The following is a 14,761-nucleotide window of genomic DNA, read 5'->3' on the forward strand; positions in this document are numbered from 1 at the left end:
TGAGTACAATGATTATGATAGATTAATTCAATTATGTGATGCGCTTGCATTACCTAGTGGATACTGCTTAATGGAAAAAAGGATGGTAGATGTAGTGCTAAGACATGGAGTTAATGATTATATGCAAAGGAAGTGGGAAGCTACTTTTGACCTTAAGGACTATTTTGAAAAGATGATAGGATGCTCAATATATGATATTTTACCACAGGTAAAAGAGAATACATTTAAATGATACTAACTAAAGTTTAGTTTAGTAACGATGGCTTCAATATTTGTAGTGTTTAAAATCAGATATAGGAGGAGCAATAATGTTGACACAATCAAGTAATATAAGAAAGCAAAAATTTTTTTATGATGTTTCTATACTTTTTATTTTGTTTATACTTACTACTTTAACTATATGTTCACCACATTTATCATATTCTTTACAAAAAATAATAATAGAATCAGATCCAATCTTTGTTTATAATTCTGATTTTATCGGACCTTTAAAAATGATTTTATTCTTCTTTGCATTTATGATACTTTTAGTGGCTTTGTTTGAGTCATTCTTAGAAAAATATTTTATAGAACTCTATAAATATATATTGAAAAATTTACCTTATAATATTGATTTAGATAATAAAAAACTTATAGCTTTAGCTATCTTCTTTCTTATTTTATATATTATATTAAGTTTTAACTACATATACGTTAATGATGAAGGGGTAGGAGAAAGAATATTTTTCAACGAGCAATTTAGTACATGGAATGAAATTAAAGAGATTAACATTGAAACAAAAGTTGTAGGAGAAAAAAAAGATCTTCTTTTCCGTTATAAAATACTACTTAATAACAGCAATAAGGAACTTGAATTCACTAATATAATTAGCTCTCAAAAAAAAGAAGAGTTAATGGCAGTTCATGAAATAGCTATAAAAAACCAGGTCACTATAAAAAAGGATGAATTTACTATAGATAAAATCCGTGCTTTAGATGGTAAAACAAAAGGTTATCAAGAATTTTTATTATATTTCTATGCAGGATTTGATTAAAGTTTAGTTTAAATAACCTACGTTTATATCCGACATAAGCAGCAAACGTCTTCTAATGGCTTATATCTGATGTCGACAATACTTATAGCATACATGTTATCATCTTTACAAGGTATTCCTATTAGGTAGAAAAATTTGGAGGTTTGAAATGATAAATTTTGAAGAGTATTTATATGAAAGTATGAGGAATAAAATAGAGTCCTGGGATAGTAGGCTAATAGAAGAAATATACGCCATTTCATTTTATATTGAGAATAAAAATGATGACTATAGGCTTCCTAGTGTCACGTTAGGATATAATACTTGGGAAAATGTAAACAAGCAGCAATCGGATGCCTCTGACCTTGATGAAGCTAAATGGAACTATGCATTTTGGTTGCAAAACAGAGAATTAGTTATCGGTGATTCTTATTTTGAGAATAATGGTGCGGAGAAAGTAGATCACTGGATTAGAGAATTGGGATTGTATTTTACCGATGAGGAAGAAGAAAAAGAATTTGACCGAACATGTGAGTTAGGTGAAGAAATCAAAAGTAATTTTGTAAAAATTGTTTTGACCACTGTTCAAAGACTCCATAAAGAGAAGGTTATCTTAAATAAGTTTAGTAAAGAAATACCTTTAATTGTTCATGAGCTAGAATATTACGATGAAATTGCGGAACAAAACCTAAGAGTAAATCCCAATGATGCTATAAGAGATTTCGTAAATTGGATTATTAATATGTAACCTTTTAGAGAGTTATTATAGTACATCTTCTAACAGTAGTTTTGCACAAGGTTCGGGTAAGGTCGCAAAGCCTAAATCGGCAAATTAATAAATAATTCATTTAAGTTTAGCTTAGCAGATAAGCATTAATGGATTTACCAAAAGACTTTATATATGGTTTATTGATTTAGAAAAGACTTATTTATAGCAATTTAGGTTATCAAATATTGCTCATTAAGAGGTTATAAGCAACCAAATCGTGTTTAGTAGAAATATGGAGGAAGAAATGAAGGAGTTAAGTTTAGTTTTAATATTTACTCAAATAAAAACTATTTTTAAGCAAAAAGGTGGTACCATAGTTTTAAGTCTATCTTTACCAATAATCTTTAGTTCATGTAGCCTATTTTATGATTATATTAAAGGTGCTGATGAATTTATAATGGATGGTAGGGAATTTTTATTTTATGCAATACTGTCTTATTTTGTTATGATTTATCAGATGATATTAATAAATCATGTTATGGATCAATCAAAAATTTCTAATTGGAGAGTTTTAAAAATTTCTGTTTTAAAACTACCTAGATACTTAAAAGGTAGCATAATATATTTAATAATTTTCTTAGGAATTATTATAGTGCCATTGATCCCCATCTTAGTTATCTCAATTTTATTAGGCAATGTAGATATTTTGATATATGCCCTTTTTACACTAGTGATCATATCACTGATATTTACCAAGCTTAAATTCCCATTTATTAATATTGTTTTATGTATTGAAAATAAGACGAACTTTATAAAAAGAAGTAAAGAATTATATAAATTAGATAAGTGGGTAAATATAAAATTTGCATGTATAATAATATTATTACACTTATTTGTTTTTTCCTTATCAGCAATAAGTAATTTAATTATAACATATAGGAACATGTACTTAGTAATTAGAATTGCTTTAACTATTATAGCAAATTTAGCTACTGTTTTATCAATAATTATTGGTTTAACAATTTATAGAGAGTTAAGAGAAAAAGAAGTTGAGGGTTAGATTGAACATCGTATAGAAATATTAATTAATTAGGGTAAGGGCATAGGTCTCCTTCTAAGGAAGGTGAAACGCCACTATTCTCAAATGTTATTCAATAAAATTCACTAAAGTTTAATTTAAGGAGGGGCTACTTTGGAAGATTTAATTCTTATAATTATCATGGGGATTATAGGACTAACCTTTTGGTTAAGGCATATTTATATTAATCATAAGCCTATTAAAACAGTTAATGCTAAAATTGTTGACATGACTACTAAGCCAAACAGAAATAGAGCTGGTATTACATCATTCTCATATTTCATTATATTTAGATATGGGAATGGTGCAAAAATTGAATTACAGGTTAATGATCTTGAATACAAAAGACTTAATAAGTTCCAACGAGGAAAGTTAACGTACCAGCACGACAGATATTATGCATTTATACTCGATGAAGACAACAATTAATAATACATATGCACTACTTTAAAGCTCAATTTAGTCTACTAGCATATATCAGTATATTCTGTATTGATAATAAAGTAGTTGAACTTTTTTTAAGGAGGCAAAGGGTGGAAGAACTTAAAAAAGTTAATCAGAACCTAACTACAGTTAATAGAAATATTAATAAACTGTTATCTGCTATAATTGTTATAACTATCCCTATTATAGTGATTAATTATACACTTCTGATATTAATAGCAGTAATTTTAACAATTTATGTGTTTTTATCTTCTTATAAAGTTGGATATATCATAAAAAAGTATGTCCAAGAAAATCATTTTGATGAATTTAAAGAATTTCAAAGAGCAAATTACTTTATTGGAATGAGTAATCAAAGATATTCTTTATTTTTAAAATCAAAGTTCTTCAATTTGAATAATGTTGATGAAGGAACTATTATTATTAATTATGAGATATATAAGAAAAGAGTTTATATAATGATAACTACATCCTTTCTATTGATTATAGCTGTGATGATTATAAAGTTTATATAAAGCTTGATTCATTGATTATAGATTAAATTATATTTTAACGATATAGTCATATTAGATATAATATTACATAACAATTAAATGCAAATTCTAAATAAATATATTTGGAAAATTCGATTCACTATAATGTAATTTATTACTTTATATATAAATTATATTTAATAAAGGAGATTCGTTATGAGTATAAGATTTAAGTCTATTATTGCTATCGCCATTTTTATTTTTACTATTTCTACTGTATCAGCCCAAGAGAATATTGGTGTAATCATCGATGGAGAATCTATTAAATATACAGATGAAACAGGATATCCATTTATAGATAAAAAATATACAGATCAAACAGGATATCCCCTTATAGATGAAATTAGAAAAATTATGGTTCCTTTTAGAGCTACTTTAGAGAAGTATGGAGCTGAAGTTACTTGGGATGATGTAAATAAAATTGCAATAGCAAAAAAAGACGGTGTCGTTGTGGAGGTGCCTATCAATGAGAACTATATTTATAAGAACGATGCTAAAATCCAAAACTATGCCAAAGCAGTTGTCAAAGATGGAAAAACATACTTACCTATATACATTGTTTTTGAATCTTTTGGCGAAGAGATATCATACTACTATGACAATACCATCAGAATAAGCTATAACAGTGTGTTACAGAAATATTTAACTGAAAACTATTCCAATGTTGAAACAAGTCAGGGAACAGTTGATTTAAATTTCTACATATTTGAAGAAACAGATTATGCCATTCACTTAAGTGCTAGTTTACCAGATGAAGTAACGGTGAAAACAAACGAAGAAATTTTCAATCACGTTAAGCAAGTACAATTAGATTTGAAAAATCATTTATTAATAATAGGAGAAGATATAAAGAATAGGTACCCTAATAGAAAACTTGATTTGGAAATTAGATTTACTCTTGAAGGGGTTAGACCAGGTTCCTCAAATATTTTTTCAATGCACTATTTAACTAACTATGATATCCATTCTGATGGAAGTGAAATTGGAGAATGGATATGGAATCACGATCGTTCAAGTTTCTAGCAGTATGCTAATTAGCAGAACAATTAAATAGTGGTAGGCTATGTTTTATTAAATATTTGTTTTCTAAAAATATCGTATATTAACAAGGCTAACTTAAGCATATGGTGTAATAATTATTATCTAAAAAGGTAATAACTAATGTATTATCAACAAATGCTTAACGTGTATAAACTATCTTTTAATTACTATGCTAACGCTGTTTCATAATCTTTGAAGGAAAAGTCTATACATCATTTACCATTATTTTAAAGTACTTATTCAATCTTATCAAAACGAACAAATGTTCGATAAAATTAGTGACATCATTACCCTGCAGGTTTACAATATAAATAGGAATTTTTACCTTAGACCTTATAGTTTCTTATTTATTGGCAACGTTAGGGGTGTTATATTGAGACAGATATTGCATAATAATATAGATGAACTTGAAAACGATAGTTTATCAGTAAATGATTTTAAATCAGTATTTATGGAATTTACAATAAGTATTTTATGTGAAGACATACATAATATTGAAAAAGCTCATAGAATAATGATTAATAAAGCTAAAGAAACTGGACAAAGTGAAGAGTTAATTTCTTTTATTAATGAGTATTTTATTAATTTAATAAATGTATGAAAGTAAGGAAGAGAAAGGTTTTTCTCTTCCTTTACCTTTACATTTGTATCGGATGATGACAGCTTAGATTGGCGTGCATACGGTAAGGAGGATATGTACAAACGAGTCGTAGAAAGTGATAGGTTAAGAAATGGATCTATTATATTGTTTCACAATAATGCTAAATACACAGCTGATGCTTTAGATGAAATTATTAAAGGACTTAGAGAAAAGGGATTTGAACTTGTTCCTATATCGGAGTTAGTAATGAGAGAAGACTACTATATAGATCATACAGGACGACAATGTAAAACAGAAGAAGCCAAGGAAAGAGAAAACGGATTCATTAATCCCATGGAAAGAAATTGTGATGAAGTAGAGTTGAATGAATAGGAAAGGCATCGACATTTAGTTGGTGTCTTTTTCGATTTTTACAAGTAAATATACTGCTTGTTAGATCAAAAAGAAATTTCAGTGTTAGCAGTTCAGATACATAGAGATACACGAAATATTGAAGATGCAAAGGAAAAACTTATGGATATAACTGCTGATGGAATTATATCAGGTGATGAAGAAGAAGATGTTCACGAGAATATGAATTACTTTGAACAAATGAGAAAAACACTCTGAGATGGTGTTATGGTATCAAAAAAATAAAAAAAAGAAGTACAACAAAGTGTCTATAAAACCCTTAAAAAAATACAACATACATGCAAGGAGATGTAAACAAATGAAAAGGTTTAAGAATGTTAATTTAACATATGCAAACCCTCCTTTTTACATAAACTTTTCAAATGTAAGTGACCTAACCCCTTTTGTAACATACAGTACGTATTACGTAGAAAGTATAGATAATGATAGCTAAATAATTGTTTAGGTAAGTATATCTGGCAGCGGAATATCTAAATTTATTTCTATACCAAATACAGATAACAGAAAGATAGTTACTGCAGCAGCATACCATATTCCAATTATTACGAATATGTATTTTTTGTTTTCTTCAAGTTCATTCATACAAGCAAAGCTAAGAATTGATAATGCTAAGTATATATATCTATACACACCATAAAGCTTGTACATAGAAAAGAAGAATAAAAAAACATAACTAATTGCAAATAGTATTTTAAGAAAATTCTTCATAAATCTATTCTCCTTATATAATAAGTTAAATTATACCATGAAATAGGAAAAAAGTAATTAACTATTAAGTTATGGGAAGTGAATCCGTGGCAAGAAAAACTAAAGTTACAAAGAGTAACAAGCAGAAAAGTATTTAAACGACTCTGATATGAGTCATGATGTAACAATAAAAGAGGAGATTAAAAAACGCATGTTATGGAAAAAAGTCCAGTACCTTGTTTAGCATCAAATAGCCAAAAAGAGAAAAGCTAAAGAGAGTTTAATGTTAGTTTAAATATCAAAAATCTAATAGTTCTTTTAAACTAAAGTATAAAATTGTTCCTAATCCTATACTAAGTCTTAAAAGAATCCATATAAAAGAGTCGTAGTGATAAGTTAGAAATAGAATTGAATATAAAATGATAATTAATAAGATAATTTTATTACTTTTCTTCAAAATAATCACCCTGAAAATATTCTATCATTATTAGATTATTTAAGCAAGTAAAGTAAATCTTACTTTTGTTCACTTGACAAAACACTTTAAAATAGTAATTCACTTACGGTTGACACTTAAGTATCAAAATACAAAAATAGTTAGGATGATTGATGTATTAGAGAAGAAGTATATGGTGGTTATCAATAATCTATTTGAAAGAAAGTATGCTATCAAATTAATTGAATCTGAGTTTGATTTTGAGCCAGTATTTAAAAGTTACAGATACAAAGAATTATATGATGCACAATGAGAAGTGGTTAATCACATATTAACTAAATCGTAAGTTAGCGAGAAGTCTTTTTATATTCTTTATGTGCCTTATAAGCATTGATTAAGAATAGCATGCTGGTGATCCCATTTAATATGATAAGGATAAGGTATAGGGGATAGAAGGACACGTAAAAGTTTATCAAAAAGCATAAAATCATAGCCATAAAAAAGCATAAGCTAGAAAAAATCAATATATTTCGTTGTGTTCTAATTTTCATACAATTATCACCTCTTTAACACTTTAACATTAATGATGTATAATGGCAACTAAATTGTGCTAATGAAGAATGAGGGTTAAGAATGAGTGAGGAAAAAACCATCTACCATAATTGCGGATCAGAAGATGTAAGAGTAAATTACTGTTCACCAGATGACGAACCTTGGACAATAAGGACTGACTATGATTGCAATAACTGTAAAGCGTATTGGTATGAAGAAGACTAAAGTTCTGTTTAAGGAAGGTAATATAGATAGCAGAGCTCTTTTAATAATAAAATTATACTTGATGAAAATGAAAAAGAGTATGATTTGACAATGGATATGGTTGATTCCATTATAGACTGGTTCTATGATAGGGAGGTGGGCAAGGACCAACCAAGTATGTTTTATAAGGATTTTAATAAAGGAGATTAGGAAAGTAGAAAAGAAGAGATAAGCCATTGCTAAATTATTAAATGAATATTCTTTAAACTTAGAATTTTTAAATTTTAAATAATTATATTATAGGATATTAGTGTTTGGTACTATCAAAAAGCACTAGAGACTTTCACCCATAAGATTGCGCACATGCAGGGGGAGCAACAAAAAAAGAGGTATGAATTTTAAATTCATGCCTCTTTTTTCTACAATTATTTTAGCCATCCATATATTCGTTAATGAAGATTCCTTTTATTTATTCTCTTACCAAGAGCTTACCGTCACCTACACCAATACGATCGGCTCCTGCATCAATCATGCTCATAGCATCTTCATATGTTCGGATACCTCCACTAGCTTTAACGAAAGCTGAATTTCCAACTGTATCTTTCATTAATCTAATATCTTGAACAGTTGCACCATGAGTTGAAAAACCTGATGATGTTTTTACAAATGCTGCTCCTCCACTCACTGATAACTCACAGGCTTTAACCTTCTCCTCATCTGTTAGTAAACTGGTCTCGATAATAACTTTTACAAGTGCTGGCTTCGAGGCTTCCACGATGACCCTGATATCTTCTTCCACTACTTTATAATCTTTATCCTTCAATGCACCAATATTGATAACCATGTCAATTTCTTTGGCACCGTATTTTACGCATTGTGACGCCTCAAATGCTTTAACCTCTGTCAACATCGCACCTAATGGAAAACCTACAACAGCAACGATATTTGTGTCACTGTCACTAAGTTCCTTGGCTATTATGGGTACGTTAACACTATTTACTACAACAGATGCAAAGCTATATTTTTTAGCATCTTCACAGTACCCTATTATTTCATCTTTTGTGGCATCTGCATTAAGTATGGTATGGTCAATTCTATCATTTATACTCATTCTTTCACCTCTCTTAAAAATTACTTTTCTCTATTTTTCTGGTTACTTAATACTCTTAATCTGGTCCCTAGCAAATATATCTTGTAGGCCTTCCTAGGAACCTCTATAATAATATCATAATGAAAGCGTATATAATATGACTTTTTAACCAATAATACAAATGTTTTATAACGATATCGTCAACTAGGAGGATTTATGGATTATATTTCATCTCAACAACCTTATTTGATTGGAGAACGTATCAAACATTCTGTAGAACTCCCTTTTTTAGCTCTTGATATAAAAGATAATACCTGTGTTCCCAAAAGAAAGGTATTTCAAATTTTGCATAAACATGAGGAGATAGAATTTATTATCGTTCTGAAGAATAAACTTCATATCCAAACAACAATGTCTGAGATCATTGTCAATGAAGGGGAAGGTGCTTTTATACCAAAGAATGTTTTGCATGTCTTAAACACTTATGACAATTGTGTATGCCATGCTTTTCTTTTCCCAGATTTATTGCTTGTCTCTGCCCTTAATAATGACATGTATGAAGATGTAAAAAAATACACAGAAAATCCCATGATGGATTTGGTCTTAATAGAACAATCATCTGATGAGCAAGCAATTATTAAAAAATTAGACCTATTAAGCGCTATTGCCTTTAAGGATAGCCATGAATCTTTTTATAAGTTTAAATTACTTGCCACACTTTACGATTTATGGTTTACCTTTATTAGCAGTATAGACATTGATGCAAAGTCCGTTATGCCTATACAAAAGGTCCAAGGTGACAGGTTAAAACGCTACCTGGAGTTTATTCAACTTAATTATGATAGCTCCATCTCAGTAAAAGACATTGCTAATGGCGGCTATACCAGTGTCTCAGAATGTAATCGCATTTTTAAAAAACTTATGAATACCACTGCTTATGAGTATTTAATTAAATATCGAATACACAAAAGCTTAGAATTAATGAAGCTTAATCAATATACTATATCTCGTATAGCTCATGAGGTAGGTTATAGTAGCCCTAGCCAGTTCACTAAATACTTTAAGCGTCATATGAATGTAACACCTACAGCATACATAAAGTCCATTGGTAAGTATGCTGGAAATCCAATATAGAACCCATAAATTTAAGTCCATGATATAAACAGTATGACCTCAATATCCAATAATATATCAGCTCTATGACTCTACTCCTTTTACACCTACAGCTTCTTCATAATTGGATATGTTAATATTGTATTCTTTATTTTTATCAGTTACAGTCATAACTTGAGTAAATTCTTCTGTCCCTTCATCAATGTACCAATCTAAATTATGGATTCAGCTAGGTCATTTAGAATTTGTAGAATAAAAATGAACCCTATATCTTAAATAAGGTCCGCGTCATCGCATTTCGATCATATCTAATTTCACAGATCTTTACTTGACCATTAATTTCGGTTTGGCAAGTGTAAGTAATAAGCTTATTCCCATAATAGTTGTTGTCTTTTTCAGAATGAAATACTTTTAAATTATAAGTGTATCTTTCTTCATTGTCAGTTATCCTGAACTTAAAAGGTATCATTGTTCCATTTCTTTTATCCAGGTAATCACGTCAATTGGTTTATGTATTACCTTCGAAAATCGCCGTCCATACATTAATTACAAACAAACGTACATTCGGTATCGAGCTTATTAAATAAAAAGTCAACCCTGTTGGTGCAATAAAATTTGGGTGATGTTCTTTTTTTATGTGCATGATTTAATTTTGTTATATTATATGCTATAATTTAACATATTAGGCTGTGATTTAGTGAGTTTATTTTAGGAGGTTAATATGTTGTGGAGATTAGGATTAGGGTTTATAATACCAGCTTTAGAGATTATATCTCAAATATGTATAATCATAATTTGTGTCTATGTTATTAAACTCTATAACAGCAGGCGACGGTTCTAAAGTTTAGTTTAATTCACTTACGTATATCGTTGTATTACCTACATATGTCGCAAAGACGTCTTTTAAGGCTTATATCCGACGTCGGTAATACTTATAGTTAAAAGACATTACCTCACTCATTCCGGGTATTCCTTTTTGGGTTTAAAAAAATATTCAAAGTATTTATATGTATTGATATTATCATTTGATCGGGGGATGGTAGGTAAAAATGGACTCCTAATATGATATATTATGGTATGCAAGTAATGATTTAGAGATTTAAATGGAGAAATAATATGAGCAATTATAGACTAAGTTCAAGAGCTATAGTCATCAAGGATGATAATGTATTACTAAATGAATTTAATAATGGAGAATATTATAATCTTCCTGGGGGTGGTGTTGAAGTTGATGAAACTTTGAGAGATGCTGTAGCTAGGGAAGTACTTGAGGAAAGTGGGCTAAGTGTTTTGGTTAGGGAGATGCTATACATATATGAATATAATCCTATAAGAGATGAATATAGATATGGTCCACTTGGAGGAGTAAGCCATGTATTTAGATGTGAAGTTGATGAATCTAAAGAAAAGATGGTATATAGAGTAATTGATTCTGACCCTGTAAATAAATCAATTAGTACAGGATGTAAGTGGATTTCAGTTGATGAGTTGAAAAATATTAATCTTGTTCCTAAAATCAATGATTTTATTATTGAAGACATTAGAAAAAAAGATTTCACAACAAAATTTCTGGAAGATATACATTAAACGAATATGAGGAAGTATGACCTTCAGCACTGTAATCAATAATAAAATAAAATATTTGGGATTAGCTTCGAAGCTGAGTGAGATTACATCTTATAACAATACGTTAGCGTAAAGCTCGGGCGTGGGTCATAAAGCCTCTGGGGTGTTGACCTCACACATTCCTCCACCTAAGATAGGAGCTATCTAAGGTGGAGGAACGTCGCTAACCCGCACCGTTAGGTGAAATAAAATAGCTATTATAAATTAGGGGGATTGCATGGGGGGACTTCTATGAAGTTTGAAAACTTTAGAAAAAAAGTACTGTTTATAGATGGAAGTTATAGGGATGTCATAGTAGAAAATGCTCAAAAAAATGACTGGCTAAATTACTTTGAATTTCTAAATTTATATACATGTGAAGTAAAAGTATACATAGGAAGTGAAGTACTTGAATTAAATAATGAGGTATATGATATTATTGTAAAAAGCCTAGAAAAAGAAATGAGAGTTTTACTGGAAATCAGGCTTGGAGATGTAATAGTTAATTGTCACTTCTTTGATATAGAGATAATTGAAATGGATATTGATCCAAGAGAATTTAATGAAGTCTCGAGTATTAGATTGATGGTAGAGTTCTTTGAGAGTATGGCAAATTTTTTAGGTAAAGAAATAAAATTGACAGTGGAAAACGGATGGGAAGTACCTTTATACGTTTTTACTCCAATAGATATAAATGATTGAATAGACTGATAAATCTACAGCTAATCATATTGATATGGGACATACTGTTATTTATATATGGGTTTGGAGTTCGGCCGCAATTTTACATCACCTAACAAAACAATTGCACAAGGATCGGACCAGGGTCATGAAGCCTAATGGGGCACGCCCTCACACATTCCTCGACCTAAGCGCGTCGCGACACTTGGCACATTAGCCCTTATCAGGGCATGAGCACCTTCGCTCTAAGGTTGAGGGATGTCGCAAATCCGGAATGTTAGGTGAAATAGAATACTCTGTACTAGGGGAGGGGAAGGATATAATTATGAGTGATATTTATTCAGTGATGTATGATGGAATAAACTATTATAAGCACATAATGTCTTCAGAAGAAGAAGAGATTGCTGCAGAACTAAAAAGTTTATTAAAAGAATGTTTGACTAACAATTGGGGGCTTAAAGGTTTATATCTAAAGTATAGTAATGAAATAGGCTATTATGTTATCGAAGATAATGATAGAGGACATTATTCTATGCGATATGGTTTTCCTACAAAAGAAAAAGATGATGCATTTATTAAATTATTATCTGATGGAAGCATAAGAAAAGGATTCTCATTTGAACTTGAGAATAGAGAAAGTTTGCAACAAAGTTGGAATGAGAATTGTAAGAATGAATATGACGGTCGGAAATTTGCGTTTGAATATTCATTAGATTTAATGTGTGAAAAACTCGGATATATACCAGAGAGTTATATCATTCACTATGAATCGATGATGAACTTTCACCATAATATTTGGAAATACGATAAAGAGAAGAAAGAATTTATATGCAAAAATATAGATGATTAATTGGCATTTGTCGTATTCTACTTTACCTAACAAAGAATTTGCACAAGGCTCGGGCGGGTCAAAAAACTTTTGAGAATTCCCCTCACACATTCCTCAACCTAAGTCCGTCGGAGCACTCGGCACATTAGCCCTTAACAGGGCATGAGCACCTTCGCTCTAAGGTTGAGTAACGTCGCAAATTCGGAACGTTAGATGAAATAAACCACTATTTTTATGTAGGAGTTATATTATGAATAGAACAGATTTTAACAAATGGAATTTACATGATGCAAAATTATTAGGTATAGAGATTAGTTGGGATGAGAAAATTGTCAATATATCATGTTTAGCATTTATCAATGACTCAATAACTACCACATTAAGTAAAATCATTCTTACTAATGTTCAAGATATATTAATACCTCATAGGGCTCCATGTGGTGATTCAGACTATATAGATGAAATAAGGATTACAGAAAAAGGTGGGAAATATAGTACGCTTCTTCAAATGATATCTGGAGATACACTTGCTTTTACTTGTGAAGGTATTTCTTTAAATTATAATGAATCAAAATCTTTAAGAAGTATATATAATAATGTTTTAGAAAACCCAAAATTTAAATCTAGTTTGACCTTAAAATGTACAAATTTGTATAATACTAAGCCTATTTTAGATTATACGGTTGAAGAACTTAGAATCATGATTGGGCAAAAAATTGGTCTAGATTATTTAGTTCCATTGGCTATTGAGGAAATTGAGGCCAATATTTTAGTGGAAGGAGATTTATATCCAGGTGATTTACTGAATAGTGTACTAAATATACCAGAAGATTATTGGAAAAATAATAAAGAGTTAAAAGAAAGACTACATAACACAATAACAGAACAATATGAGCAAATAAGTAAGTTGATTAATACTCTAGATCCCAAACGGTAGTAAACGGCATCTTCCGTGGTTTACATCATCTAACAATATATTTTCGTATCCTACGCACATCTCTTCACTGGTGCGAGTACCGCCAGGAAGAAGGGCTCTGAGGGGCCGGTTCAGAGACGTCGGGAATGCGGAACGTTAGATAACATACTCACCTAGTTGAAAGGAGAAACAGATACGAAATGCAAATTCGGAGTGCAAGAAAAAACGATTGCATAAATATTGCGAAAGTACAAGTAGATAGTAACAGAAGTACATATAGAGGAATAATGCCCGATTTATATTTAGATAGTCTATCATATGAACAGAAGAGTCAAAGCTGGGAAAAAAGACTTTTTCAAGACCCACAAAATGAATTTGCATATGTCGTAGTATGTGATAATAAAATAGTAGGTTTTCTGTGCGCAAGTAGTAATCGAACACATCCTCATTATGAAAGAGAGATACATTCTTTATATATACTTCATAACTATCAACGTAGAGGGATTGGGAAGAAGCTTATGAAAAAAGTGATTGAAAGATATAAGAATGAGGAAATTAACTCATTAATATTGTGGACATTACATGAGAATAAATCCAAGTATTTTTATGAGTATGTAGGTGGCAAGTTAGTCGAGGAGAGAATAATAGATAGAGGCGGAAAGAAATTGAAATCTATTGCTTTTTGTTGGGATAATTTGAGAACTGATTTTAGCTAGTTGCAACTTCTGGTGAGTACATCATCTAAACCAGCTAAGCGAAGTCAAGTATTTTTTAAATCAGCAAAATGAACATAGCAAAGCTAGCCTACTGTTTATAGA

Annotated in this window: 18 protein-coding genes and 1 pseudogene; 17 read left to right on the forward strand and 2 right to left on the reverse strand. The window is 30.1% G+C overall.

The window, feature by feature from the left end:
- From C1Y58_RS25640 to C1Y58_RS25685, 10 genes and pseudogenes are all read left to right on the forward strand, one after another.
- Positions 1-232 (forward strand): annotated as a pseudogene (locus C1Y58_RS25640) (phosphohydrolase); the annotation flags it as partial.
- A 76-nt stretch (positions 233-308) separates the two neighbouring features.
- Positions 309-1,034 carry a hypothetical protein gene (locus C1Y58_RS25645; RefSeq protein ID WP_105620005.1) on the forward strand — a complete coding sequence of 242 codons (726 nt, stop codon included), beginning with the start codon at positions 309-311 and terminating at the stop codon, positions 1,032-1,034.
- A 148-nt stretch (positions 1,035-1,182) separates the two neighbouring features.
- Positions 1,183-1,761 carry a hypothetical protein gene (locus C1Y58_RS25650; protein ID WP_105620006.1) on the forward strand — a complete coding sequence of 193 codons (579 nt, stop codon included), beginning with the start codon at positions 1,183-1,185 and terminating at the stop codon, positions 1,759-1,761.
- A 265-nt stretch (positions 1,762-2,026) separates the two neighbouring features.
- Positions 2,027-2,782 carry a hypothetical protein gene (locus C1Y58_RS25655; protein ID WP_105620007.1) on the forward strand — a complete coding sequence of 252 codons (756 nt, stop codon included), beginning with the start codon at positions 2,027-2,029 and terminating at the stop codon, positions 2,780-2,782.
- Between the two features lie 132 nt (positions 2,783-2,914).
- A complete protein-coding gene (locus C1Y58_RS25660; RefSeq protein WP_105620008.1) occupies positions 2,915-3,229 on the forward strand; it encodes a DUF2500 domain-containing protein in 315 nt (104 codons plus the stop codon).
- Positions 3,230-3,333: 104 nt separating this feature from the next.
- Positions 3,334-3,759, forward strand: a complete 426-nt coding sequence (locus C1Y58_RS25665) for a hypothetical protein (protein WP_105620009.1) — start codon at positions 3,334-3,336, stop codon at positions 3,757-3,759.
- Between the two features lie 174 nt (positions 3,760-3,933).
- Positions 3,934-4,800, forward strand: a complete 867-nt coding sequence (locus C1Y58_RS25670) for a copper amine oxidase N-terminal domain-containing protein (protein WP_105620010.1) — start codon at positions 3,934-3,936, stop codon at positions 4,798-4,800.
- Positions 4,801-5,191: 391 nt separating this feature from the next.
- Entirely contained in the window at positions 5,192-5,419 is a 228-nt protein-coding gene (locus C1Y58_RS25675; protein ID WP_105620011.1) for a hypothetical protein, read from the forward strand.
- A gap of 93 nt (positions 5,420-5,512) precedes the next feature.
- Positions 5,513-5,791 (forward strand): polysaccharide deacetylase family protein, encoded by a 279-nt coding sequence (locus tag C1Y58_RS25680; RefSeq protein ID WP_105620012.1) that lies wholly within the window; start codon positions 5,513-5,515, stop codon positions 5,789-5,791.
- 57 nt (positions 5,792-5,848) lie between these two features.
- A complete protein-coding gene (locus tag C1Y58_RS25685; RefSeq protein WP_105620013.1) occupies positions 5,849-6,028 on the forward strand; it encodes a hypothetical protein in 180 nt (59 codons plus the stop codon).
- A 243-nt stretch (positions 6,029-6,271) separates the two neighbouring features.
- On the opposite strand, the gene C1Y58_RS25690 is transcribed toward C1Y58_RS25685, so the two are convergent.
- Positions 6,272-6,538, reverse strand: coding sequence for a hypothetical protein (locus C1Y58_RS25690; RefSeq protein WP_105620014.1), 267 nt, complete (start codon positions 6,536-6,538; stop codon positions 6,272-6,274).
- Positions 6,539-7,586: 1,048 nt separating this feature from the next.
- On the opposite strand from C1Y58_RS25690, the gene C1Y58_RS26650 reads away from it, so the two are divergent.
- Positions 7,587-7,730 (forward strand): hypothetical protein, encoded by a 144-nt coding sequence (locus C1Y58_RS26650; protein WP_157950290.1) that lies wholly within the window; start codon positions 7,587-7,589, stop codon positions 7,728-7,730.
- Between the two features lie 448 nt (positions 7,731-8,178).
- On the opposite strand, the gene deoC is transcribed toward C1Y58_RS26650, so the two are convergent.
- Positions 8,179-8,820 (reverse strand): deoxyribose-phosphate aldolase, encoded by a 642-nt coding sequence (gene deoC, locus C1Y58_RS25695; protein ID WP_105620015.1) that lies wholly within the window; start codon positions 8,818-8,820, stop codon positions 8,179-8,181.
- 195 nt (positions 8,821-9,015) lie between these two features.
- On the opposite strand from deoC, the gene C1Y58_RS25700 reads away from it, so the two are divergent.
- From C1Y58_RS25700 to C1Y58_RS25725, 6 genes are all read left to right on the forward strand, one after another.
- On the forward strand, positions 9,016-9,933 hold the full coding sequence (locus C1Y58_RS25700; protein WP_105620016.1) for an AraC family transcriptional regulator: 918 nt from the start codon (positions 9,016-9,018) through the stop codon (positions 9,931-9,933).
- Between the two features lie 1,095 nt (positions 9,934-11,028).
- Positions 11,029-11,499 carry an NUDIX domain-containing protein gene (locus C1Y58_RS25705; protein ID WP_105620017.1) on the forward strand — a complete coding sequence of 157 codons (471 nt, stop codon included), beginning with the start codon at positions 11,029-11,031 and terminating at the stop codon, positions 11,497-11,499.
- Between the two features lie 270 nt (positions 11,500-11,769).
- Entirely contained in the window at positions 11,770-12,219 is a 450-nt protein-coding gene (locus C1Y58_RS25710; RefSeq protein ID WP_105620018.1) for a hypothetical protein, read from the forward strand.
- Between the two features lie 304 nt (positions 12,220-12,523).
- Entirely contained in the window at positions 12,524-13,048 is a 525-nt protein-coding gene (locus C1Y58_RS25715) for a hypothetical protein (protein ID WP_157950291.1), read from the forward strand.
- A 229-nt stretch (positions 13,049-13,277) separates the two neighbouring features.
- Positions 13,278-13,964: a contact-dependent growth inhibition system immunity protein gene (locus C1Y58_RS26950; protein WP_105620020.1), complete on the forward strand. Its 687-nt coding sequence runs from the start codon at positions 13,278-13,280 to the stop codon at positions 13,962-13,964.
- Between the two features lie 179 nt (positions 13,965-14,143).
- The gene (locus C1Y58_RS25725; protein ID WP_105620021.1) at positions 14,144-14,659 is read left to right on the forward strand and encodes a GNAT family N-acetyltransferase; all 516 of its coding nucleotides are present in this window, start codon (positions 14,144-14,146) and stop codon (positions 14,657-14,659) included.
- Positions 14,660-14,761 lie beyond the last annotated feature (102 nt).

It is taken from the genome of Vallitalea okinawensis (assembly GCF_002964605.1).
Taxonomy (GTDB): Bacteria; Bacillota; Clostridia; order Lachnospirales; family PQDH01; genus Vallitalea_A; species Vallitalea_A okinawensis.